At 67.6% G+C, this 23,897-nt stretch carries 22 protein-coding genes; 11 read left to right on the top strand and 11 right to left on the bottom strand.

Annotation, left to right across the window (positions count from 1 at the left end; translation table 11 throughout):
- The first annotated feature begins 27 nt into the window (after positions 1–27).
- The 9 genes from rapZ (at position 28) to AC1D1A_RS14590 (ending at position 8,033) form a co-directional block, all read left to right on the top strand.
- Positions 28–951: an RNase adapter RapZ gene (gene rapZ / locus AC1D1A_RS14550; protein WP_018773001.1), complete on the top strand. Its 924-nt coding sequence runs from the start codon at positions 28–30 to the stop codon at positions 949–951.
- Positions 951–1,970, top strand: coding sequence for a gluconeogenesis factor YvcK family protein (locus tag AC1D1A_RS14555; protein ID WP_028276839.1), 1,020 nt, complete (start codon positions 951–953; stop codon positions 1,968–1,970). The genes rapZ and AC1D1A_RS14555 overlap by 1 nt, the downstream gene beginning before the upstream one ends.
- Before the next feature lie 10 nt (positions 1,971–1,980).
- Positions 1,981–2,961: a DNA-binding protein WhiA gene (gene whiA, locus AC1D1A_RS14560; RefSeq protein ID WP_018772999.1), complete on the top strand. Its 981-nt coding sequence runs from the start codon at positions 1,981–1,983 to the stop codon at positions 2,959–2,961.
- 169 nt (positions 2,962–3,130) lie between these two features.
- A complete protein-coding gene (locus AC1D1A_RS14565; RefSeq protein WP_028276840.1) occupies positions 3,131–3,754 on the top strand; it encodes a superoxide dismutase in 624 nt (207 codons plus the stop codon).
- 287 nt (positions 3,755–4,041) lie between these two features.
- Positions 4,042–5,052, top strand: coding sequence for a type I glyceraldehyde-3-phosphate dehydrogenase (gene gap / locus AC1D1A_RS14570; protein WP_028276841.1), 1,011 nt, complete (start codon positions 4,042–4,044; stop codon positions 5,050–5,052).
- A 10-nt stretch (positions 5,053–5,062) separates the two neighbouring features.
- A complete protein-coding gene (locus AC1D1A_RS14575) occupies positions 5,063–6,289 on the top strand; it encodes a phosphoglycerate kinase (protein WP_476948019.1) in 1,227 nt (408 codons plus the stop codon).
- 108 nt (positions 6,290–6,397) lie between these two features.
- A complete protein-coding gene (gene tpiA / locus AC1D1A_RS14580; RefSeq protein ID WP_018772995.1) occupies positions 6,398–7,213 on the top strand; it encodes a triose-phosphate isomerase in 816 nt (271 codons plus the stop codon).
- Positions 7,214–7,261: 48 nt separating this feature from the next.
- Positions 7,262–7,519, top strand: coding sequence for a preprotein translocase subunit SecG (secG, locus tag AC1D1A_RS14585; protein ID WP_018772994.1), 258 nt, complete (start codon positions 7,262–7,264; stop codon positions 7,517–7,519).
- A gap of 154 nt (positions 7,520–7,673) precedes the next feature.
- A complete protein-coding gene (locus AC1D1A_RS14590; protein ID WP_306292809.1) occupies positions 7,674–8,033 on the top strand; it encodes an RNA polymerase-binding protein RbpA in 360 nt (119 codons plus the stop codon).
- Here the strand turns inward: AC1D1A_RS14590 and pgl are convergent.
- The 6 genes from pgl to tkt all read right to left on the bottom strand — a co-directional run bounded on the left by pgl (position 7,986) and on the right by tkt (position 16,247).
- Positions 7,986–8,804 (bottom strand): 6-phosphogluconolactonase, encoded by an 819-nt coding sequence (gene pgl / locus AC1D1A_RS14595; RefSeq protein ID WP_290370274.1) that lies wholly within the window; start codon positions 8,802–8,804, stop codon positions 7,986–7,988. The genes AC1D1A_RS14590 and pgl overlap by 48 nt on opposite strands.
- Positions 8,794–9,735: a glucose-6-phosphate dehydrogenase assembly protein OpcA gene (locus AC1D1A_RS14600; RefSeq protein ID WP_028275501.1), complete on the bottom strand. Its 942-nt coding sequence runs from the start codon at positions 9,733–9,735 to the stop codon at positions 8,794–8,796. The genes pgl and AC1D1A_RS14600 overlap by 11 nt, the downstream gene beginning before the upstream one ends.
- Entirely contained in the window at positions 9,732–11,294 is a 1,563-nt protein-coding gene (zwf, locus tag AC1D1A_RS14605) for a glucose-6-phosphate dehydrogenase (RefSeq protein WP_476849618.1), read from the bottom strand. The genes AC1D1A_RS14600 and zwf overlap by 4 nt, the downstream gene beginning before the upstream one ends.
- A gap of 15 nt (positions 11,295–11,309) precedes the next feature.
- Positions 11,310–12,944: a glucose-6-phosphate isomerase gene (locus AC1D1A_RS14610; protein WP_476948020.1), complete on the bottom strand. Its 1,635-nt coding sequence runs from the start codon at positions 12,942–12,944 to the stop codon at positions 11,310–11,312.
- A gap of 6 nt (positions 12,945–12,950) precedes the next feature.
- Complete coding sequence (gene tal, locus AC1D1A_RS14615) at positions 12,951–14,066, bottom strand: transaldolase (RefSeq protein ID WP_476872135.1); 1,116 nt, start codon at positions 14,064–14,066, stop codon at positions 12,951–12,953.
- 63 nt (positions 14,067–14,129) lie between these two features.
- On the bottom strand, positions 14,130–16,247 hold the full coding sequence (tkt, locus tag AC1D1A_RS14620) for a transketolase (RefSeq protein WP_476948021.1): 2,118 nt from the start codon (positions 16,245–16,247) through the stop codon (positions 14,130–14,132).
- A gap of 497 nt (positions 16,248–16,744) precedes the next feature.
- Here tkt and AC1D1A_RS14625 point away from each other — a divergent pair, with 497 nt between their 5' ends.
- Together AC1D1A_RS14625 and AC1D1A_RS14630 are read left to right on the top strand one after the other, a co-directional pair.
- Positions 16,745–17,707 (top strand): heme o synthase, encoded by a 963-nt coding sequence (locus AC1D1A_RS14625; RefSeq protein WP_026266346.1) that lies wholly within the window; start codon positions 16,745–16,747, stop codon positions 17,705–17,707.
- Positions 17,708–17,839: 132 nt separating this feature from the next.
- Positions 17,840–18,787: a threonine/serine dehydratase gene (locus tag AC1D1A_RS14630; RefSeq protein WP_476948022.1), complete on the top strand. Its 948-nt coding sequence runs from the start codon at positions 17,840–17,842 to the stop codon at positions 18,785–18,787.
- 24 nt (positions 18,788–18,811) lie between these two features.
- On the opposite strand, the gene AC1D1A_RS14635 is transcribed toward AC1D1A_RS14630, so the two are convergent.
- The 5 genes from AC1D1A_RS14635 to AC1D1A_RS14655 form a co-directional block, all read right to left on the bottom strand.
- On the bottom strand, positions 18,812–19,972 hold the full coding sequence (locus AC1D1A_RS14635; protein ID WP_476948023.1) for an acyltransferase family protein: 1,161 nt from the start codon (positions 19,970–19,972) through the stop codon (positions 18,812–18,814).
- Positions 19,973–20,279: 307 nt separating this feature from the next.
- Positions 20,280–20,804 (bottom strand): hypothetical protein, encoded by a 525-nt coding sequence (locus AC1D1A_RS14640; RefSeq protein WP_476849623.1) that lies wholly within the window; start codon positions 20,802–20,804, stop codon positions 20,280–20,282.
- A gap of 286 nt (positions 20,805–21,090) precedes the next feature.
- A complete protein-coding gene (locus AC1D1A_RS14645) occupies positions 21,091–22,035 on the bottom strand; it encodes a COX15/CtaA family protein (RefSeq protein ID WP_476858599.1) in 945 nt (314 codons plus the stop codon).
- A 7-nt stretch (positions 22,036–22,042) separates the two neighbouring features.
- Complete coding sequence (locus AC1D1A_RS14650; RefSeq protein ID WP_476855928.1) at positions 22,043–22,855, bottom strand: ABC transporter permease; 813 nt, start codon at positions 22,853–22,855, stop codon at positions 22,043–22,045.
- Positions 22,852–23,820 (bottom strand): ABC transporter ATP-binding protein, encoded by a 969-nt coding sequence (locus tag AC1D1A_RS14655; RefSeq protein ID WP_028275511.1) that lies wholly within the window; start codon positions 23,818–23,820, stop codon positions 22,852–22,854. The genes AC1D1A_RS14650 and AC1D1A_RS14655 overlap by 4 nt, the downstream gene beginning before the upstream one ends.
- Between the last annotated feature and the right edge of the window lie 77 nt (positions 23,821–23,897).

The raw sequence follows: 23,897 nt of genomic DNA on the forward strand, positions 1-23,897 counted from the left end.
CGCACAGGCAGAGATGGGGCTTCACTGATGGCAGAGTCGACGGCAGGATCCGAGACGGATGCGGACGGCATGACACCCGTCAAACCCGTCGAGGCTGAACTGCTCGTGGTGACCGGAATGTCGGGAGCCGGCCGCAGCACCGCCTCGGACGCCCTTGAGGACCATGGCTGGTACGTCGTGGAAAACCTGCCGCCGCAGATGCTCGGCACGCTCGCCGAACTGGTGTCCCGGACGCCGCACTCCATGTCCAAGCTCGCCGTCGTGATGGACGTCCGGAGCAAGGAACTGTTCGTCGACATGCGCGCGGCCCTCCGCGCCCTGGAAGCCACCGGCGTGAGCTTCCGCGTCCTGTTCCTCGACGCCAACGACGACGTCCTGGTGCGCCGCTTCGAGCAGGGCCGCAGGCCCCACCCGCTCCAGGGCGGTGGCCGGATCCTCGACGGCATTGCCGCCGAACGCGAGCTGGTCCGTGAATTGAAGGACACCGCCGACATCGTCCTGGACACGTCCTCCCTCAACGTCCATGGCCTCGCCACCGCCATCACCGAACTCTTCAGCGAGACCGGGCCGGTGGCGCTGCGGCTGAACGTCATGAGCTTTGGCTTTAAGTACGGGCTGCCGGTGGACGCCAACTTCGTGGCCGATGCCCGCTTCATCCCCAACCCGCACTGGGTGCCGCAGTTGCGCCCGCACACCGGACTGGACAAGGACGTCAGCGACTACGTGCTGGAGGCCCAGGGCGTCAGCGACTTCGTGGAACGCTACGTCCTGGCCCTTGAACCTGTCCTGGACGGGTACCGCCGGGAGAACAAGCACTACGCCACCATCGCCGTGGGCTGCACCGGCGGCAAGCACCGCTCCGTGGCGGTCGCCGTCGAGCTCTCACGGAGGCTGGCGCAGTATCCGCGCGTCACGGTGACCACGACGCACCGGGACCTGGGCCGCGAGTAATGGCGCTGCTGACCGGCCCGCTGCCCCTTGTCCCGCCCGCCAGCGCGGCCTTCGCGAGCCAGCAGGACAAAGGCCCCTCCGTCGTCGCGCTCGGCGGCGGCCACGGCCTCTCCGCCTCGCTGTCGGCCCTGCGCCTGCTGACCTCCGAACTCACCGCGGTCGTCACGGTCGCGGACGACGGCGGATCCTCCGGCCGGCTCCGCGAAGAGTACGGCGTCCTGCCGCCCGGTGATCTCCGGATGGCCCTGTCCGCGCTGTGCGACGACACCGACTGGGGCCGCACGTGGCGCGATGTCATGCAGCACCGCTTCGCCCCCGGCAAAGGCCGCGGCGGCTCCCTCGATGAGCACGCGATGGGCAACCTCCTGATCGTCACGCTCTGGGAGCTCCTGGGCGACACCGTCGCAGGCCTGAAGTGGGCCGGCGCCCTGCTCGGCGCGCGCGGCGAAGTCCTGCCGATGTCCAGCGTCCCGCTGACCATCGAGGGCCAGGTCCGGGTCACCGCCCCGGACGGCGCGACGGCACTGCAGACCCTCACCGGCCAGGCCAAGTGCGCGGTGGCAGGGTCCCTGGAGCACGTCCGGCTCTTGCCTGAGAACGCTCCGGCCTGCACCGAGGCACTGACGGCGATCGAGCTGGCCGACTGGGTGATCCTCGGGCCGGGCTCCTGGTACACGTCCGTGCTGCCGCACCTGTTGCTGCCCGAGATGCGCGAGGCCCTCGCCAACACCGCTGCCCGCCGGTGCCTGACCATGAACCTGGCCACAGATACCAAGGAGACGGCCGGCATGTCCGCCGCCGATCACCTCCGGGTGCTGCGCGAATACGCGCCGGAGTTCACGATCGACGTCATCCTGGCCGACCCGGCGTCGGTGCAGAACCTGCCCGACTTCGAGGCGGCGGCAGGAATGCTCGGTGCTGAGGTGGTCTTGGGTAAAGTGGGGGCGTCTGGTCGCCGTCCGGTCCACGATCCGTTGCGGCTGGCGACGGCGTATCACGATATTTTCGGGAATAGTTAGGAAAGGTGCCATGGCACTGACAGCATCAGTCAAGGAAGAACTTTCCCGTCTGGATATCAAGAAGTCCTCCGTCCGCAAGGCCGAGGTATCGGCGATGCTCCGCTTCGCCGGCGGGCTGCACATCATCTCGGGGAGGATTGTGATCGAGGCCGAAGTCGACCTCGCATCGACCGCCCGGCGGCTGCGCGCCGCCATCGCCGAGGTGTACGGCCACCAGAGCGAGATCATCGTCGTCTCCGGCGGCGGCCTGCGCCGTGGCAGCCGCTACGTGGTGCGGGTGGTGCGCGACGGTGAGGCCCTCGCCCGCCAGACCGGACTCCTGGACGCGCGGGGGCGCCCCGTGCGCGGCCTTCCGTCGGTAGTGGTGAACGGCTCCGCCGCGGACGCCGAAGCTGTCTGGCGCGGCGCGTTCCTGGTCCACGGCTCGCTCACCGAGCCCGGCCGCTCCTCTGCCATGGAAGTCACCTGCCCCGGCCCCGAATCTGCCCTGGCCCTCGTCGGCGCGGCCCGCCGCCTGGGAATTCAGGCCAAGGCCCGCGAGGTCAGGGGAGTGGACCGCGTGGTGATCCGCGACGGCGACACGATCGCCGCGCTGCTGACGCGCATGGGCGCCCACGACGCGCTGATGGTCTGGGAGGAACGCCGCATGCGCAAGGAAGTCCGCGCCACGGCCAACCGGCTCGCCAACTTCGATGACGCGAACCTGCGCCGTTCCGCGCAGGCCGCCGTGGCCGCCGGTGCCCGGGTGGACCGCGCCCTGGAAATCCTGGGCGACGACGTCCCGGACCACCTGAAGTATGCCGGTGAGCTCCGGGTCGCGCACAAGCAGGCCAGCCTGGACGAGCTGGGCCGGCTCGCCGACCCCGTCATGACCAAAGACGCCATCGCCGGCCGGATCCGCCGGCTGCTGGCCATGGCGGACAAACGGGCCCAGGACCTCGGCATCCCGGGCACGGAAGCCAATGTGACGCCCGAAATGCTCGACGACTAGCCCGCCCCTAGAATCAACAGCAGGAATATCCCGGGGAATGAAATATCCGGGAGCCGCGGCTGGTTGTCGCCGTAGGATCCCACCGCAATTTTCCGGATGCCCCGCATCCGGATGCACAATCAAAAGAGTTACCGAACCGGACAACCCGTCCACGACATTGGAGGAATTTGTGACCGAGTACGTACTGCCCGAGCTCGACTATGACTACGCAGCGCTGGAACCGCACATCTCCGCGAAGATCATGGAGCTGCACCACAGCAAGCACCACGCCGCCTACGTGGCCGGCGCCAACAACGCCTTGGCCCAGCTGGCCGAGGCGCGCGAAAAGGGCGACTTCGCCAACATCAACCGCCTCTCCAAGGACCTCGCGTTCCACACCGGCGGCCACATCAACCACTCCGTCTTCTGGAAGAACCTCTCACCGGACGGTGGCGACAAGCCCGAGGGCGAGCTTGCGGCGGCCATTGACGACGCCTTCGGCTCGTTCGACGCGTTCCGTGCGCAGTTCAGCGCCGCGGCACTGGGCCTGCAGGGCTCCGGCTGGGGCTTCCTGGCCTACGAGCCCATCGGCGGCAACCTGGTCATCGAGCAGCTCTACGATCAGCAGGGCAACGTCGCACTCGGCACCACCCCGCTGCTGATGCTGGACATGTGGGAGCACGCCTTCTACCTGGACTACGTCAACGTCAAGGCTGACTACGTCAAGGCTTTCTGGAACATCGTGAACTGGGCCGACGTCGCCAAGCGCTTCGACGCCGCCCGCAAAAACGCGACGGGTCTCATCACCCTCTAGGCAGGTCCCTTTACCCTGCACAGGGTGACGGAATCGACTTCCGTTTGTAACAAACCTCACATTACAGGCCCTTCGGCCCGAAATGTGGACGGACTGCCCCTGCACTTGCGGGGGCAGTCCCGGTTAAACGTAAGATGGATCACGGAAGGCGGTTAGCCTTCAGCAATGTGGCTGGTCGCCCTCCGATCTGGTAATTATCTCTGCCCAATGGCGTGCGGGATCTGTTAGTTGGCTTGAACGCCTTCTCAACTAGTCGTGCTCGCAAGAGCACCAAGGAGACTGAAAACGTGACGACCCGTATTGGCATCAACGGCTTTGGCCGTATCGGCCGCAACTACTTCCGCGCCGCCCTCGCACAGGGCGCAGACCTCGAGATCGTTGCGGTCAACGACCTCACCAGCCCGGAAGCCCTCGCTCACCTCTTCAAGTACGACTCCGTGGGCGGCCGCCTGGCCGAAACCATCGAGGTCAAAGACGGCAACATCGTCGTCGACGGCAACATCATCAAGGTCCTCGCCGAACGCGATCCCGCGAAGCTGCCCTGGGGCGAGCTCGGCGTCGACATCGTCATCGAGTCCACAGGCTTCTTCACGAAGGCCGCCGATGCGCAGAAGCACATCGACGCCGGCGCCAAGAAGGTCCTCATCTCCGCCCCCGCGTCGGATGAGGACATCACGATCGTGATGGGCGTCAATGACGGCCTGTACGACAACGCCACGCACCACATCATCTCCAACGCCTCCTGCACCACCAACTGCCTCGGCCCGCTGGCCAAGGTCATCAATGACGCCTTCGGCATCGAGCGTGGCCTGATGACCACCATCCACGCCTACACCGCCGACCAGAACCTGCAGGACGGCCCGCACAAGGACCTCCGCCGCGCCCGCGCCGCCGCCATCAACATGGTGCCCACCTCCACCGGTGCGGCCAAGGCAATCGGCCTGGTCCTGCCGGAGCTCAAGGGCAAGCTCGACGGCTACGCCATCCGCGTGCCCGTTCCCACCGGCTCCGCTACCGACCTGACCGTCACGGTTTCCCGCGAGACCACGGTCGCCGAAGTCAACGCCGCCCTCAAGGCAGCATCGGAGACCGAGGAGCTCAGGGGCCTGCTGACCTACACCGACGAGCCGATCGTCTCCTCCGACATTGTCGGCGACCCGGCATCGTCCATCTTCGATTCCGGCCTGACCAAGGTGATCGGCGACCAGGTCAAGGTTGTGTCCTGGTATGACAACGAGTGGGGTTACTCCAACCGCCTCGTGGACCTCACGGAGCTTGTCGCGTCCAAGCTGGGCTAGGGTAAGACTCATGACATTTCACACCCTCAACGAACTGATCGCTGATGGTGTCCGCGGGCGGTACGTTCTGGTCAGAAGTGACCTGAACGTGCCGCTCGACGGCTCTACAGTGACTGACGACGGCCGCATCAAGGCCTCCCTGCCAGTGCTGGCGAAGCTCACGGACGCCGGTGCCCGCGTGCTGGTCACAGCACACCTCGGCCGCCCCAAGGGCGCGCCGGAGGAGAAGTACTCCCTCAAGCCCGCAGCCGCACGGCTGGCCGAGCTTGCCGGGTTCAAGGTCTCCCTTGCCGCCGACACGGTTGGCGAGTCGGCCAAGGAGCTCTCCGCGGCGCTGCAGGACGGCGAAGTGCTGGTTCTGGAAAACGTGCGCTTCGACGCGCGGGAGACCTCCAAGGACGACGCCGAGCGCGGCGCCTTCGCGGACGAGCTGGTCGCCCTCACCGGGGACAACGGCGCCTTCGTCGATGATGCCTTCGGTGCGGTGCACCGCAAGCACGCCAGCGTGTACGACGTCGCCACGCGGCTGCCGTCCTACCAGGGCGACCTTGTCCGCACCGAGGTCGAGGTGCTGCGCAAGCTCACCACCGACACCCAGCGGCCCTACGTCGTTGTCCTCGGCGGCTCCAAAGTCTCCGACAAGCTCGCTGTGATCGACAACCTCCTGGGCAAGGCGGACACCATCCTGGTGGGTGGCGGCATGCTGTTCACCTTCCTCGCCGCCTCGGGTCACAAGGTCGCGGGCAGCCTGCTCGAAGAGGACCAGATCCCGGTCGTCCAGGACTACCTGAAGCGCGCCGCCGACGCCGGTACCGAGTTCGTCGTGCCCACCGATGTTGTGGTGGCGGGCAAGTTCGCCGCCGACGCCGAGCACGAGACCGTTGCCGCCGACGCCATCGAGTCGGGCAGCTTCGGAGCCCAGGGCATCGGGCTGGACATCGGGCCGGTCTCGGCAGCGGCGTTCGCGGAACGGATCAAGGACGCCCGGACGGTGTTCTGGAACGGGCCCATGGGCGTGTTCGAATTCGCGGCCTTCGCCGGCGGTACCCGGGCCATTGCCCAGGCCCTGACCGAGACGGAGGCATTCACCGTGGTTGGCGGCGGCGACTCGGCGGCAGCGGTCCGGACACTCGGCTTCGCCGATGAGGCGTTCGGCCACATTTCCACCGGCGGCGGCGCAAGCCTGGAGTACCTTGAAGGCAAGGAACTCCCCGGCCTGAGCGTCCTCGACCGTTAGAAGCACTGACCGCTAAAAGCACCGGCATTTGAGCCGGCAGGGTGCCCTCCGCAGGGAACCGGGCGCCCTGCCGGCTGCTCCCACACACCAAGAACTCCTGGAGATCACGTGACCACGTCAACCAACGGTAAATTCGACCGCAAGCCCTTCATCGCCGGCAACTGGAAGATGAACATGGACCACGTCCAGGGCATCACCCTCCTGCAGAAGCTCGCGTGGACCCTGTCCGACGCCAAGCACGACTACAGCCGGGTGGAGGTCGCCGTCTTCCCGCCGTTCACGGATCTCCGCGGCGTCCAGACCCTGGTTCAGGGCGACGAGCTCGCCGTCGTCTATGGCGGCCAGGACCTTTCCCAGTTCGACTCCGGCGCCTACACGGGCGATATTTCCGGCCAGTTCCTCGCCAAGCTTGCCTGCAGCTACGTCCTGGTCGGCCACAGCGAACGCCGCACCATCCACAACGAGTCCGACGCCGTGCTCAACGCCAAGACCAAAGCCGCCTTCCGGCATGGCATTACTCCGGTCCTCTGCGTCGGTGAAGGCCTGGAGATCCGGCAGGCCGGCACCCACGTGGACCACACCCTCGCCCAGCTGCGCGCCGGCGTCGAGGGCCTCACCCCGGAGCAGGCCGCCGAGCTTGTAGTCGCCTACGAGCCCGTGTGGGCCATCGGCACCGGCGAGGTCGCAGGCCCGGAGGACGCGCAGGAAATGTGCGCCGCCATCCGTGCCGAACTGTCCACCCTCTTCGGAGCAGACGTCGCCGCCAAGACCCGCCTGCTGTACGGCGGCTCCGTCAAGGCCAACAACGCGGCCTCGATCCTGAAGGAGCGCGACGTCGACGGCTTGCTGGTCGGCGGTGCCAGCCTGGACGCTGCCGAGTTTGCTAATATTGTCAGGTTCGAGAGTCACCTGTTGACGGATTAGTCCGGACACAGCCTGACCCCCGCAATCCAATCCTTCTGAAAGGCCGTCGTGGACGTTCTTCATGTCATTCTGCAGGTCCTCCTGGGCATCACCAGCCTCCTGCTGACGTTGCTCATCCTGCTCCATAAAGGACGCGGAGGCGGCCTGTCCGACATGTTCGGCGGCGGCATGAGCTCGGGCCTGAGCTCCTCCGGCGTCGCGGAACGGAACCTCAACCGGTTCACGGTCATCCTGGGAATCACCTGGGGCGTGGTGATCATCGCCCTCGGCCTGCTCATGCGGTTCAGCACAGGCGCCGATTCCTAGGACGCCCGTCCGACAACTTCATATGGGGTCCTTATGGCCCTCCCGGCATCGGGAACTCACGAACTACACTGTGGCTGTCGTCTTGCACTTCCACCAGCCAAGTAGCCAGGAGTTCCCGATGCTGCATTCTGCTTCCGGATTCAAAGGAATCCGTGTGGGCGCCACCGAGGGGGCAACTCCCCGCCACGAACCACTGAACGGGGCCGGCGTACGCCAGCCCCGTATTCGTGTATCGTTCCGGTGCGCCAAGGGCCATGAAACCTCGCTCGTGTTCGCACAGCTTCCGGAGGAACAGATCCCCGGAGTTTGGGACTGCCGGCGCTGCGGCGGCACCGCAACCCGCGACGAATCAAAGTTTGCCCTGGAGGAAACGCCAACAGAAGGCTTCAAGACGCATCTGGAATACGTTAAAGAGCGGCGCTCCAGCCAGGACGCCGAAGACGTGCTGGCTGGAGCGCTGGAACGTCTACGCTCCGGACGGACCCTTCCGGACGAGCTGCTCCGGGACCCGTGAGGCCGCGTCCTCGTCAATCAGCCACAGCGTTTCCCGGCGGCCGCGCGGCCCCGCGGCGGGCACCTGTACGGGATTGGCGCCGGCCAGGGCCAGCCCTACGGCGCCGGCCTTGTCATCACCGGCCACCACCATCCACACCTCGGATGCCGTGTTGATCGCCGGCAACGTCAGCGACACCCGCGCCGGCGGCGGCTTGGGGGAGTTGTGGACGCCCACGACAGTCAGTTCCTTCTCCCGGATGCCGGCCTGCTCCGGGAAGAGCGAGGCGACGTGCGCGTCCGGCCCCACGCCGAGGAGGACAATGTCCAGGCGGGGAAGCCGCGCCGGCTGTTCCGGCCTGTCGTCGGACATGTCCGCGGCGTGCTCACCGGCCGCCGCCTCGGCGAGCCGGCGGGCATAGTCGGCCGCGGCGTCGTCCGGGCTGTCGAAGTCATCGGTGGAACCGGGCACATGGACGCGCGCCGGATCAACATTGATGTGGGACAGGAGGGCGTCCTGGGCCTGGCGGGCGTTGCGCTCGGCGTCGCCGGCCGCCACGAAGCGCTCGTCACCCCACCAGAAGTTCACCTTGGACCAGTCGACGGCCCGCGCCGCGGGCGATTCGGCCACGGCCCTGAGCGAGCCGATGCCCATCGTTCCCCCGGTAAGCACCACCGTGGCCTCGCCGTGCCGGTCCTGGATATCCACCAGCTTGGTAATCAGGCGGGCTGCGATCGCCGCCATCAGAACGGTCGAGTCAGGATGGATGCTTACTCTCGGGTCAGCGCTCACTGGGACGGACACTCCTTAGATTGGTACGCGGCAGTCCCATAGTAATCACTTCACCGAAGACTTCGTCCGGATCCAGGCGGCGGAGTTCTTCGGCCAGGCAGTCCTTGAGGCTGCGGCGGGGCAGCGAGATCCGCTGGGCGGGCTGGCCGGGCTGGGTCAGTTCGGCGATGGTAAGCCCGGGCCGGAAGAGCTGGATGTCGCCGCCGGGCCGGGTCAGCCGGACGCGCCGGATGCCGGTTCCGGCCGGATCCGCCACGATCGTCACGGGAACGTCCAGGGCCAGGGTGAGCCAGGCTGCGAGAAGCACGGTGCTGGGTGAGTCCGAGGCGCCCTCGACGGCCACGGCCGTCACCGGCGAGTCGTCCACCTGGTCCAGGACCGCGGCCAGCTGGATGCGCCAGTTGGTCAGCCGGGTCCAGGCCAGGTCCGTGTCGCCGGCCTTGTACGTGCGGCGGATGTTCTCCAGCGCCGCGACCGGGTCCGCTTCATTGGCCGAGTCGGTGATCCGGCGGTGCGCGATGCCCCCGACCGAGGTCTGGCACGCGTTCCTGGGCGCGCCGTGCGGCCACCAGGCCACGATCGGGGCGTCCGGGAGCAGCAGGGCCGCGACGAGGGATTCGCTTTCCTCGGCGAGTTCGCCGTAGCCGCGCAACAGGATCACCTCGGAGGCGCCGGCGTCGCCGCCGACGCGGATCTGGGCGTCCAGCCGGGTTGGGGCCGAGGCCCCGGCGTCGGCGAGGACGATGATCCGGCACGGGTGTTCGCGGCTGGCCTCGTTGGCGGCCTCGATGGCCTCCTCTTCCAGCCCGGAGCGGGTGACGACCACGAGGGTCAGGACCCGGCCCAGGGCGATCACGCCGCCCTGCTCGCGCAGGGCCATGATCTTCTTGGAAATTTTGGAGGTGGTGGTATCGGGAAGATCTACGATCATGGCCTTCTCCAGGTTCGTCCGTCGCGGGCTAGGAGCTCATCGGCCGAGGCGGGGCCCCAACTGCCGGGAGCGTAGGGCTGGGGCTGTTCGTCCAGGCCGGCCCAGTATTCCTCGAAGGGATCCAGGATCTTCCAGGACAGCTCAACTTCCTGGTGCCGGGGGAACAGCGGCGGCTCGCCGAGGAGCACGTCCAGGATGAGGCGTTCGTAGGCTTCGGGACTGGACTCGGTGAAGGAGTGGCCGTAGCCGAAGTCCATGGTGACGTCCCGGACCTCCATCTGGGTGCCCGGAACCTTGGAACCGAACCGGATCGTGGCGCCCTCGTCAGGCTGGACCCGGATCACCACGGCGTTCTGGCCGAAGTCGTCCTCGCCGTGGTCCGTGAAGAGCAGGTTTGGTGCGCGCTTGAACACGACGGCGATCTCCGTCACCCGGCGCCCCAGCCGCTTGCCGGCGCGCAGGTAGAACGGCGCGCCGGACCAGCGGCGGGTGTTGATGTCCACCCGGATCGCGGCGAACGTCTCGGTCTTGGAATCGGCCGGGATGCCCTCCTCCTCCAGGTACCCGAGGACTTCCTCGCCGCCCTGCCAGCCGCCGGTGAATTGCCCGCGGGCAGAGTGGGAGGAGAGGTCCTCGGGGAGCCGGACGGCGGCGAGGACCTTTTCCTTCTCGGCACGCAGGTCGTCCGCGTTGAAGGAAATCGGTTCTTCCATCGCCGTCAGGGCCAGCAGCTGCAGCAGGTGGTTCTGGATGACGTCGCGGGCCGCGCCCACGCCGTCGTAGTAGCCTGCCCGGCCGCCGGTCCCGATGTCCTCGGCCATGGTGATCTGGACGTGGTCCACATAGTTGGCGTTCCAGAGCGGCTCGAAGAGCTGGTTGGCGAAGCGCAGTGCCAGGATGTTCTGCACCGTCTCCTTGCCCAGGTAGTGGTCGATCCGGAACACCGCGTCCGGCGGGAATACCGACTCGACGATGTCGTTGAGCTGCCGGGCCGACTCGAGGTCGTGTCCGAACGGCTTTTCGATCACCACGCGGCGCCAGTTGTCGCCCGCGGCCTGGGCCAGGCCGTGCTTGGAGAGCTGACGGCAGACCTGTTCGAAGGCCTTCGGCGGGATCGAGAGGTAGAACGCGTGGTTTCCCCGCGTCCCGCGCTGTTCGTCGAGCTCATCGATCGTGTCGGAGAGCCGCTTGAACGCCTCGTCGTCGTCGAACTCGCCCTGCACGAAGCGGATGCCCTCGGAGAGCTGCTTCCAGACCGTTTCATCGAACGGGGTGCGGGCGTACGCCTTGACGGACTCCTTGACCTCCGCGGCGAAGTCCTCGTTCTCCCACTCGCGGCGGGCAAAGCCCACCAGCGCGAAGCTCGGCGGCAGCAGCCCGCGGTTGGCGAGGTCATACACGGCGGGCATGAGCTTCTTGCGGGCGAGGTCCCCGGTCACCCCGAACAGGACCAGCGACGCCGGTCCGGCAATACGGTTCAGACGGCGGTCACGGGGGTCCCGGAGCGGATTGCGCCCCCGGCCGGCCGTGTTCCTGCCGCCGTTGTAGGTTTCTGGCATGGTTGCGTGGGTGCCTTAGCTTTCAGTGGAGGGTGCTGCCTGGCCGGCAAGGGAGGTGACGAGCTCCTGGAGCTGCTTCACACCCGCGGCGCGGTCGGCCAGGTGCAGCCGGAGGACCGGACGGCCGTGCTCGGACAGGACCTGGGCATCGCCCGCGGCCTGCGCCGAGATCAGCTCGCCGAACGTGAACGGCCGGTCCGGGATGGCCAGGTCAGCCGCGGATGCGGCCGTGACCTGCAGGAAGACGCCGATCGCGGGTCCGCCCTTGTGGAACTGGCCGGTGGAGTGCAGGAACCGCGGGCCCCAGCCAAAGGTGACCGGGCGTCCGCTGGCCGCGGCCAGTTCGTCCCGGACGCCCTCGAGGCTGGCATAGGCCAGCCGGTCGAAATAGGCCTGGACGCTGAGGTAGTTGTCCGGGCCGAGTTCGCCCAGCAGGGCGCTGACGGCCTCGGCCGCTGTGCCGGCGTTGCCGAGCCATTCCCCGCCGCGGACCTCGATGGCGCCGTCGGTGAAATTCGCCGGCGTCGGTGCGGGCTGTGCGTCCAGCAGGCCGCGGGCGGCGATCTTCGCTGCCTCGACGTCCGGCTGGTCGAACGGGTTGATGCCGAGCAGGCGGCCGGCCACGGCGGTGGCGAATTCCCACACCATCATCTGCGTGGCCAAGCCGCCGGCGATGGCGACCTCGTTCTCGCCGAGCTGCACGTCGGCATCCGCCGCGACGAGCCGGATGACCAGGACGTCGGGGGCGCCCAGGGTGGCTTCCGGGGAGGCAGGACCGGCTACGACCGGCAGCACGCCGGTGCCGAGCTTGCCCGTGGATTCGGCGATGAGCTGCTCGGCCCAGTCGGCGAAGCCCACGATCCCGGATCCGTCCTCCGCGATGACGATCTTGTTGCGCAGCGGGGTGGTGCCGCCCAGGGCGGTGCCGAGGGCGAGGCCGATGTTGTCCTCCGAGTCCTCATTGAGGATCTCGGCGGCTTCTTCGGCCTCATCCAGGAAAGCCTGGATATCGACGCCGGCCAGCCCGCACGGGACCAGCCCGAAGGCGGTCAGAGCCGAGAAACGGCCGCCGACGTTCGGATCTGCATTGAAGACGGCGCGGTAGCCGGCCTCCCGGGAGGCCTTGTCCAGCGGCGACCCCGGGTCGGTGACGATGATGATGCGGCTCTTCGCATCGATCCCGGCATCGGTGAACGCCTGCTCGAAGATCCGGCGCTGGGAATCGGTTTCCACAGTGGAGCCGGACTTCGACGAAACCACGATCGCGGTTTCGTCCAGCCGGTCCGCCACCGCGGCACTGACCTGTTCGGGGTCGGTGCTGTCCAGAACAGTCAGCTCGACGCCAGCGGTGCCCGCGATGACTTCAGGCGCCAGCGAAGAGCCGCCCATGCCGCAAAGGACGATCCGCGTTACGCCCTCGGCCTTCAGCGCGTCACGGAGTTCGAGAATGTCGCCGACCAGCGGCTGGGAGACGGAAGCCGCCTCGACCCAGCCCAGCCGGACAGCGGATTCCTGCTCTGCGTCCGGACCCCACAGGGTGTGGTCCTTCGCGAAGATCCGGGTGGCGATGCGGTCTTCCAGCAGTGCCGGGAGGTGCTGCTCATGTGCCTGGCGGGCTGCGCCGGTGGCGTCGTAGCTGAGTGTGCTCATGGTGGGTTAGGAAGCCTTCCGTGCAGAGGCCAGGGCGCCTTCGACGTCACCCAGCAGTTCCTTCCAGCTGGCCACGAACTTGTCCAGGCCTTCGGATTCGAGCAGGGCGACGACGTCGTTGTAGGAAATCCCCAGCGCGTCGAGGGAGTTCAGCGTGGCGTTGGCGTCGTCGTAGCCGCGGGAGACGGTGTCGCCCGTCACGGTGCCGTGGTCGAACGTCGCGTCGAGCGTCTTCTCCGGCATCGTGTTGACGACGCCGGGGGCGACGAGTTCGGTGACGTAGAGGGTGTCCGGGTAGGCCGGGTCCTTCACGCCGGTGGAGGCCCACAGCGGGCGCTGCGGCAGGGCGCCGGCCTCGGCCAGCAGGGCCCAGCGTTCGGTGGAGAAGAGCTCCTCATAGACCTGGTAGGCCAGGCGCGCGTTGGCCAGGCCGGCCTTGCCCTTGAGTGCCTTGGCTTCCTCGGTGCCGATGGCGTTGAGGCGCTTGTCGATTTCGGCATCGACGCGGGAGACGAAGAAGGACGCGACCGAGTGGATCGTGGACAGGTCGTGGCCGTTGTCCTTGGCCTGCTCGAGCCCGGACTGGAAGGCGTTGATCACGGCGCGGTAGCGTTCCAGCGAGAAGATCAGGGTCACGTTGACGCTGATGCCCTCGGCCAGGGTGGCGGTGATGGCCTCGAGGCCTTCGAGAGTGGCCGGGATCTTGATCAGGACGTTGTCCTTGTTGACCTTCTTGTACAGGTGCTTCGCTTCGGCGATGGTGCCTGCGGTGTCCCAGGCCAGGCGGGGGTCGACCTCGATGGAGACACGGCCGTCGACGCCCTTGGTGGCCGCTGCGACGGGGGCGAACAGGTCGCAGGCGTCGGCGACGTCGGTGGTGGTGATTTCGAAGACGGTCTCTTCGACGGTGGCGCCGGCGGCGGCCTGGGCGGCGATCACGGCGTCGTAGTCGTGGCCGGCGGTGATGGCGGCGTGGAAGATCGACGGGTTGGTGGTGACGCCAACGACGTTCTTCTCTTCGATCAGCTTGCGCAGGGTGCCGGTCTGGAGGCGGCCGCGGGAGAGATCGTCGAGCCAGATCGAGACGCCGGCGTCGGAGAGCTGCTGGGTGGGGGTAGTCATTTCATAACTCCTGGAAATCATGGGTTCCGGGGGCACAGCGTCCCCCGGAACCGTGGTGGTGGATCAGTTGGTGAGGCCGGCGAGGGATTCCTTCGCGGCGGCGGCGACTGCTTCTGCCGTGATGCCGAATTCCTGAAAGAGGCGCTTGTAGTCCGCGGACGCTCCGAAGTGCTCCAGGGAGATGGAACGGCCGGCATCGCCGACGAATTCCTTCCAGCCCAGGGCCAGTCCGGCTTCGACCGAGACGCGTGCCTTCACGGCCGGGGGCAGCACGGCGTCGCGGTAGGCGGCGTCCTGCTTGTTGAACCATTCCACGCAGGGCATGGACACCACACGGGTGGGGATGCCCTCGGCCTGCAGCGCTTCGCGGGCGTTGACGGCGAGCTGGACCTCGGAGCCGGTGCCAATCAGGATGACCTGGGCTTCGACGGTGGAGCCGTCCTTCGACGCCTCGGCAAGGACGTAGCCGCCCTTCTCGACGCCGGCGGTGGAGCCGAAGGTGTCGCCGTCGGCCACGCCGGTGCCGCGGGCGTAGGTGGGGATGTTCTGCCGGGTCAGGACGATGCCGGCGGGGTTTTCGTGGTTTTCCAGCATGGCCTTCCAGGCCGCGGCCACCTCGTTCGCATCTCCCGGGCGGACGACGTCCAGGCCCGGGATGGCGCGGAGGGAGGCGAGCTGCTCAACGGGCTGGTGCGTGGGGCCGTCCTCGCCCAGGCCGATCGAGTCGTGCGTCCAGACATACAGCGACGGGACGCCCATGAGGGCGCCGAGCCGGATCGCGGGGCGCTGGTAGTCGGAGAAGATCAGGAACGTTCCGGAGAACGCCCGTGTGCGCCCGTGCAGGGAGATGCCGTTAACGATCGACGCAGCGGCGTGCTCGCGGATGCCGAAGTGCAGGACCCGGCCGTAGGGGTTGCCCTTCCACGCCGCGGTGGACCGGGACGTGGGGATGAATGAGGGCGAGCCCTCGATCGTGGTGTTGTTCGACTCCGCGAGGTCGGCGGAGCCGCCCCAGAGTTCGGGCATGACCGGGCCGATCGCGTTCAGGACCTTCCCGGAGGCGGCCCGGGTGGAGACGTCCTTGCCGGCTTCGAAGACCGGCWGGGCGGCTTCGAAGTCGCCCGGGAGCTTCTTCGCCTCGACGCGTTCCAGCAGTGCAGCGGACTCGGGGTTGCCGGCCTGCCACGCCTCGAACGAGGCCTGCCATTCGGCGCGGGCGGCCGCGCCGCGGTCCTGGACGGCACGGGCGTGGGCCAGGACGTCCTCGTCGACCTGGAAGGCACGTTCCGGGTCAAAGCCCAGGACCTTCTTCAGGGCCGCGACTTCCTCAGCGCCGAGGGCGGAGCCGTGGATCTTGCCGGTGTTCTGCTTCTTCGGCGCCGGGTACCCGATGATGGTCCGCAGGGAGATGATGGAGGGCTTGCCGGTTTCGGCCTTCGCGGCGAGCAGAGCGGCGTGCAGTTCCTGGACGTCTTCGACGTATTCGCCGGTCCGGGTCCAGTCGACCCGCTGGGTGTGCCAGCCGTAGGCCTCGTAGCGGGCCAGGACGTCCTCGGTGAACGCCACATCGGTGTCGTCCTCGATCGAGATGTGGTTCTCGTCGTAGATCACCACGAGGTTGCCCAGTTCCTGGTGACCGGCGAGTGAGGACGCCTCGGAGGTGACGCCTTCCTGCAGGTCGCCGTCGGAGGCGATCACCCAGATGGTGTGGTCGAACGGGCTCGTGCCGGCGGGAGCGTCGGCGTCGAACAGGCCGCGCATCCGGCGCTGGGAATAGGCGAAGCCGACCGCGGACGCCAGGCCCTGGCCCAGCGGGCCGGTGGTGATCTCCACACCCTTGGTGTGCTTGTACTCCGGGTGGCCCGGGGTCAGCGAGCCCCAGGTCCGCAGCGCCTCCAGGTCCTTCAGTTCCAGGCCGTAGCCGGCGAGGAACAGCTGGATGTACAGGGTCAGGGACGTGTGACCGGGGGACAGGACGAACCGGTCGCGGCCCAGCCAGTCCGGATTCGCCGGGTCGTGGCGCATCAGCTTCTGGAACAACAAATACGCGGCCGGAGCAAGGCTCATCGCCGTCCCCGGGTGGCCGTTTCCGACTTTCTCCACCGCATCCGCGGCCAGCACCCGGACGGTGTCCACTGCGCGCTGGTCCAAGTCAGTCCATGACAGTTCTTGCTCTTCCAAATGTGGCACGAAAACCGGGCCCCTCTCTGTGCTGACGGCCGGCGGTACGCTCTTTTCCCGCCCGGGCACAGTTCGGTGCCCGCTGCGGTTCGTACCAGCCGTTCACCATCGAAACGTTGATCTATCATTCAGACGCAGATGCAGAGCCGCGTGTTCCGGCAAGTGCCTAAATGCGTGCCCGTGTGCGCTGATCTAATGACAGCCTAGTCCCATTCCACTTTGTGGTCAGCGTATATCTCACCAATTGGACCTGATTTCGCTTATATGAATCACCGTCCGCCGCGGGGCCGGTGAGCCGGCGTTAACGCGCCGGAATCATGGCGCGGCATTCGGCGGCCCTCCGGCCCGGAGCTCCACGGTATGATGGGTGGTGGCCTTCGACTGGGGCAAGGACACGGGTGTGCGCCGAGCGCGGAGCCCGGTCTGCAGCACAGTGCGTTGCGAAATCCACCCGGGGCTGCCCAGCCAGACAGAACTGCACAGCCAGACAGAACAGAGTGACTGCCACCGTGAGCACAACTAATACGCCGCTGAACGCCTCCCCGGCCTCGGGAAGAATGGGCTTCGGCCGCAAAGCCAAGGCCTACCTGGCGCTCACGAAACCCCGCGTGATCGAGCTTCTGCTCGTCAGCACGCTCCCCACCATGATCTATGCCGAACGCGGCTTCCCGTCGATCGGCCTGATCCTGGCGACGCTGGTGGGCGGCGCGTTCGCGGCAGGTTCCGCAGGCGCCTTCAACTGTTACATCGACCGCGACATCGACAAGCTCATGCACCGCACGGAGAACCGGCCCCTGGTCACCGGTGAGGTCACACCCCGCGAAGCCCTCATCTTCTCCTGGCTGCTGGGCGCGGCGGCGATCGCCATCCTCTGGTTCGGGGCCAACCCGCTCGCCGCGTGGCTCGGACTCGGCGCCATCGTCTTCTACGTGGTCATCTACACCATGATCCTGAAGCGGCGCACGGCCCAGAACATTGTCTGGGGCGGCGCCGCCGGGTGCTTCCCGGTCCTGATCGCCTGGGCCGCCGTCACCAACACCGTCGAGTGGCCCGCCGTCGTACTGTTCATGGTGATTTTCCTCTGGACGCCGCCGCACTACTGGCCGCTGTCGATGCGCTACGGCGAGGACTACCGCAACGCCAACGTGCCGATGCTGGGCGCCATCGCCGGGGCGAAGGTGGTTTCGGTGCAGGTGGTCCTCTACGCCTGGGCCATGGTGGCGTGCTCGCTGCTGATGATCCCGGCCGGTGGTGCCGGCTGGGTCTACACGGTGACCGCCGTCGGCGCCGGTGCCTGGTTCCTGTACGAGTCGCACGCCCTGTACAACCGCGCCCAGGCCGGCGACGTATCCAACAAGGGGGCCATGAAGGTCTTCCACGGCTCCATCAGCTACCTGACCCTGCTCTTCATTGCCCTGGCCGTCGATCCGTTCGTCGGCTCGGCCATCATGGGCGGCTGATCCCCCCCGTTCATCTGCCTGACGCTCCCTCGCCAGTGGTGGGGGAGCGTCTGCTGTATCAGGGGGACGGTCCTTTTCGGTCCCGGGGTATCCTTACGAACCGGCCAGGCGACACAACCCCAGGGGGAGCCCGTGATCAACCGCAGCGATGTACTTCAGGCACAGAACCGCATCAGTGGCCACGTGCGGCGCACACCGTTGCTCCGTGGTGGTACCGCTGCCGCCCCGCTCTGGTTCAAATGTGAGTTCCTGCAGCACACGGGCGTCTTCAAGGCACGCGGCGCCTTCAACCGCCAGCTCGCCGCCCGGGAGCGCGGGGAGCTTGACCCGGCAGTCGGTGTAGTGGCGGCGTCGGGCGGCAACGCGGGTTTGGCGAACGCGTACGCCGCCGCGGTCCTCGGTGTGCCGGCGACGGTGTTCGTCCCGGAGAACGCCCCGCGGGTAAAGGTCGAGCGTCTCCTCGCGTACAACGCCACGGTCCGGCAGGTCGGCGCCGAGTACGCGGAGGCTTTCGCGGCCGCAATGCACTACGTGGAAGATACCGGCGCCCTGTTCTGCCATGCGTACGACCAGCTGGAAATTGCGGCAGGCGCAGGCACCCTGGCCGAGGAAATCCTCGAGGACGAGCCCGGCATCGACACGATCGTCGTCGCCGTCGGCGGCGGCGGACTCTATGCGGGCGTGGCGGCAGCTGCCGAGGGCCGGGCCCGCGTCGTCGCGGTCGAGCCCTACACCATCCCCACGCTGCACGCGGCCCTCGACGCCGGCCGCCCGGTCGATGTGGCCGTTTCGGGCGTCGCCGCGGACTCCCTCGGGGCCAGGCGCGTGGGTGGGATCGCCTTCAGCATCGCCTCACGCGTCCCGCCGACCTCTGTGCTGGTGGACGACGCCGCCATCGTCGCCGCCCGGTCACAGTTGTGGGGCGATTACCGGATCCCCGCCGAATACGGGGCTGCGGCTGCGTTCGCGGCGCTCACGTCAGGGGCGTACACACCCGCCGAAGGGGAACGCGTCGCGGTGATCGTCTGCGGGGCGAACACCGATGCCTGCACGCTGGAGAACGAGCCGGGCGCCGACTGAATAGCGCCGACTGAGGGGTGCCGACTAACCGTGCCGGGAAGCGGCGCTGCCGGCCTGCTGCCGGTCCGGATGGTAGCGGGCCGAATAGTGCTGGTCGAAGCGGGCCCGCGCGATCCGCCCGAGCCGTTCGACAGTGTGCCAGCTGATGACCGCAATGAGCAGGGTCACCACGATGGCCGACACCGCGATGAGCGGCGGCAGATCGGCCGTGGAGCCGCCGTTGAGCCAGAGAATGACGGGGTAGTTCCAGAGGTACGCGGCGTAGGAGACGGTGCCCAGCAGCTGCACCGGGCGCGTCCACTTCGGCATCACCGCGGTTCGGGAGGCGGCCAGTGCGACCAGGACGGCCGCGGCGGCCATGGCCAGCGGGCCGCCAATGAACATGAAGGCCGGCGTTTCGTTGGCCTTCGGGAAGTATATCAGCGCGGCCAGGACGGCGACGGAACCGAGCAGGGCCGTGCGCCTGAGCCAGCGGCCGGTGAACCAGTTGAACACATGGACCCTGTACAACCGCAAGGCCGAACCGATGATCAGGCCCAGGCCCCACGTGGTCGGCAGCGCGTAAACCAGGGAGTGAAGTTGCGGGGCCAGGGTCACCATTGCCAGCACACTGGCCGACATGAGGAACAGTGCGACGGCGGCGGACCAGCCAATCAGCCGTCCCTGGCGGTTGCGCCGCAGGGCAAGCACCAGCAGCGCGGGCCAGATCAGGTAGAACTGTTCTTCCACCGCCAGCGTCCAGAGCGGTCCGACCGCCATGCTGACGTCGAACGGCAGGGGGAGGTCTTTGAGGTAGCCAAGACCGGCGAGGACTGTGTACCCCACGATTCCCTTGGACCGGTCACCGAGGACGTCGGTGGCCAATTCGACGCTCGCGTAGACGCCCAGGAGGGAAACCAGTGCCGGCACCAGCCGGAAGGCCCTGTGCGCATAGAAGCGTCCGTAGCGAATCTTTCGGTGCCGTTCGATATCGCCGACCAGCACGTTGGTGATCAGGTAACCGCTCAGTACGAAGAAGGCAATGACACCCACGATGCCGGCGCCCTGGAATATGCCGGGCCAGGAATGTCCGAGCAGGACGGCGCCCACGGCGGCACCGCGAAGAACGTCCAGGCCATCCAGCCGTGGGCGCTTTGCAGTATGTTGGACCGTCTGTGCGGGCCTTTCGCCGACTAGTAACGCCACATATCCTCCGGTGCCTCTGTCTGGCCGGTTCCGATTCCAGCTGCATCAAGGCAAAACCGCGCCGTCCGTCTATCCATGGATGCGATTGCGGCGCCAGTCCTGCGCCCTATCCAAGTATTCCCGCCTTGGCTGGACGAAACCTGACGCCGGTTCTGCGGCTGCCCGGCTCTGCAGTTGCCCGGCTCTGCGGTTGGTTGTAGGGCGGGCCCGAAAAGGGGCCACACCTTCCAGTATTCCGAAATCTTTCCTGTTTGGACAAGTGACCGGCCGGTAACCGGGCGTCGAGGGGCGACGCCTCTAGGCTTCTTTAGAGATTGTGGGCCACCAGCTCCAGCCCGATTACCAGCAGGCTCAACACGACTTCGGCGAACATGATGGCGGCCTTGTGACGGAGCGGGATCTCGAGGCGGCGGATCGCGAGGAACCCGACGATGCCGAGCGAAACAACCAGAACAGCGACTGCCCACCCGAGGGCAACGGCCGTCGACCACAGACCGAGGCCGGCTGCCGTGAGGAGGAGCAGCGGGGTGACCAGGACGCCGAGGCCGCCCGCGCTGACCGCGATCATGTGGTGCAGCTCCTCACCGGTGGGAAGCTTCGAATGAACAGTCAGGTGGCTCAGGAGGTCGGCGACGAAAATCCCCAGCAGGGAGCCGATCACCACGATGCTGAGCGTCGCCGCCGCTGCCAGCGGCGTGGTCTCGTCCGCGTGACTCCGAAGTGCCAACACCACGGCCAGGCTCGTGAAGATGATGTAGACGCGTTCTTTGAGGCTCGCCGCGCGTTGGCGGGCTGAGGGTGAAGGAGGCACGGTCGGTTCTGTCGCTTGCATCAGAGAAGGCCTTCCGGTCAGCGTCACGGGAACGAACGAGGAAAGCCCACGGCCGCGACGATCCATATCCATGCCATCCCATAGTCCACCCGGAAATCCCGTCAAGGCCAGCCCCCGGGAGGTGAATGCGCTACTGGTCATTGTTGCCGCAGCGCCCGTACGAGGGCTCAGACAGCAACAGACAGCAAACGCGGGGCCACTTACGGCCCGTCCGGACGTGCCGGAAGGGCGGTAAGTGACCCCGCGATGCTTTGTTCAGGGGTGCTGCGGCTGATTAGTCCACCGGTTAGTCCACCGGGCTGTAGCGGGCGAGGTCCGCGGCGTTGGTCGCCGCGCTCATCAGCAGTGCCGCCGCCAGCATGTGAGCGCCGACGAGCAGCGCCGGGATGCCGTTGTAGTACTGCGTGAAGCCGATTGCGGCCTGCAGCACCGTGACGCCCAGGAGCATGAACACCGCGGAGCGGAACGGCCCCTGAATCCGCCCGCGGACCACAAGGACCAGCGCGAACAGCGCGCCGGCGGTCACCAGGTAGGCGGGCACGGCGTGGATGTGCGCGAACAGGTCCCAGTCGAGGTCGTTGCGCGGGGCGTTCGCGTCCCCGGCATGCGGACCGGCGCCGGTCACCACCACACCGAGGCAGACCGCGACGGCGGAGAGGACCGCGACGGCGGTCATCACCGGGCGGGCAACGCCCGGCAGGGCGGGAAGCTGCACGGTCCGGGCCTTGCCCGTGCGGCCGTACGCCCGGTTCACCAGAAGGGTCGCCAGGACCACGAGGGCCATGGACACGAGGAAGTGCAGGCCTACGACCCATGGGTTCAGCTGGGTCAGCACCGTGATGCCGCCGATGACGGCCTGGGCCGGGATGCTGGCGAGCAGGCCGAGGGCCAGCAGGAAGAGGTCGCGGCGCTCCTTGCGGAGGTTCCACAGATAGACCAGCATCATCACGGCGACGGCCGCCAGCGCAAACGTCAGGAGCCGGTTGCCGAATTCGATGATTCCGTGCATCCCCATTTCCGGGGTGGTCGTCAGGGATCCCTCCGTGCAGCGCGGCCACGTGGGGCAGCCAAGGCCCGAGGCCGTCAGGCGGACGGCACCGCCGGTCACCACCAGGACGATCTGGCCAATGAGGGACAGCACGGCCAGCCGCCTGATCGTCTTATCGACGCGGACTGGCAGCCGGGAGGTGATTCCGGAGACAATCCGGGGAGTTCGTGACGCCGTGCTCACAGTTTTCTCAATTCCACTTAAACCAACGGGTTGCTGCGCCGCCGGCGATCGCCGTCCAGAGCAGCAGGACAAGAATGGCGGCACCATTGACGCTGCCGTACAGGAAAGCATCCCTCAGCGCCTGGCCCAGCGCGCCGGAGGGGAGGAAATGCACCACAGCCTGGGCCAGCGCCGGGAGCCGTTCGGCCGGAATCACGATTCCGCCCAGCGCGCCGAGCAGGATCCAGAGCAGGTTGGTGATGGCCAGGGTCGCCTCCGGCCGGACCGTCCCGGCGACCAGCAGCCCGAGTGCCGTGAAGGCGGCGGCGCCGAGGATCAGGATGGCCAGCCCGGGCAGCCAGCCCGCGGGATTGGGCTGCCAGCCCAGCAGCACGGCCACCGCGGTCACGATGAGCACCTGCAGGAACAGCACCGCCAGGACGGCCAGGACCTTCCCCGCAATCAGGCCGGTGCGGCCCAGGGGTGTCGTGGAAAGAAAGCGCAGGACGCCGTAGCGGCGGTCGAAGCCGGTGGAGATGCCCTGCCCGGTGAAGGCCGTGGACATGGCGCACAGGGCCAGGATGCCGGGGACGGCGACATTGATGCGGCTCGAACCGAGCCCGTCCAGCAGCGGCGTCACGGTCAGCCCGACCATGGCCAGCAGCGGCAGCACGATCGCGAGGATCAGCTGCTCGCCGTTCCTGAGCATGGTGACTGTTTCGTACTGCCCCTGCAGCAGGATGCGGCGCAGCAGGGAAGCGGGCGCGCTGCCATGCGCGGCGGGGGGCGCGCCGGCACGGCGTGCGCTCTCCAGCGGGGCACCACCTGTTACGCGGTTCATCGGATCTCCCTTCCGGAGATGTCCAGGAAGACGTCCTCGAGGCTGCGCGCTTCAAGGCTCAGGGAGCTGGGCATGATTCCGCGCTGGGCCCACCACGCGGTGATCGCGGCGAGGTCGGCGGGGGTCAGGGCTCCGGTCACGGCGTAACTGCCGGCCCGCGCCTCGGTGACGTCGACGCCGTCGGGCAGCACGCCGGCGAAGTCCAGGCCTGGTTCGGTTTCGAACAACAAGGTGCGTATGTGCTGCGACGCGTCGCCCGCCGGGAGCTGGTGGCGCAGGAGCTGGGCGACGGTGCCCTCGGCGACGTTGCGGCCGGCGTCGATGATGTAGACGTAGTCCGCCAGCCGCTGGGCGTCGTCCATCAGGTGCGTCGTCAGGATGATGCCCATGCCGCTGTTCCGCAGTTCGGAGATGAGATCGAAGACCATTTGGCGGGACTGCGGGTCGAGGCCCGCGCTGGGCTCGTCGAGGAACAGGACCTCCGGATTGCCGACCAGCGCCGCGGCCAGGGCGAGGCGCTGTTTCTGCCCGCCGGACAGGCGCCGCACGTTGGTGCGGCTGAAGGAGTCGATGCCCAGGCGGCCGATGAGTTCATCCACCGGCCACGGGTCCTGGTACATGCCGGCGATGTGCCGCAGCAGGGGGATGGGCCGGGCCGACGGCGGCAGGCCGCCGTCCTGCAGCATCACGCCCACCCGGGCGCGGAGGCCCGCGCCGGCCGAATCCGGATCGTGGCCGAGTAGGCTGATGGCGCCGGCGGTGCGCTTTTGCAGCCCCTGGGCGCATTCGATGGTGGTGGTCTTGCCCGCGCCATTGGCGCCGAGCAGGGCCGTGACTTGGCCGCGTTCGGCGATGAGGGAAAGGCCGCTGACCACGCGCAGCATCTTGCCGTCGAGGGTGGGCAGTGGACCAACATCCTTGACAAGCCCGCTGATGGTCAGAACGGGGGATTCGGGAGATCGCACCACAGCATTCTACGCGATGTAGTACGTCGGCTCCCCGGAGGGGGCGTCCCGCAGGCAAGCCATGCCTTACTGGAATG

The organism is Arthrobacter sp. P1_B9, assembly GCF_056406495.1.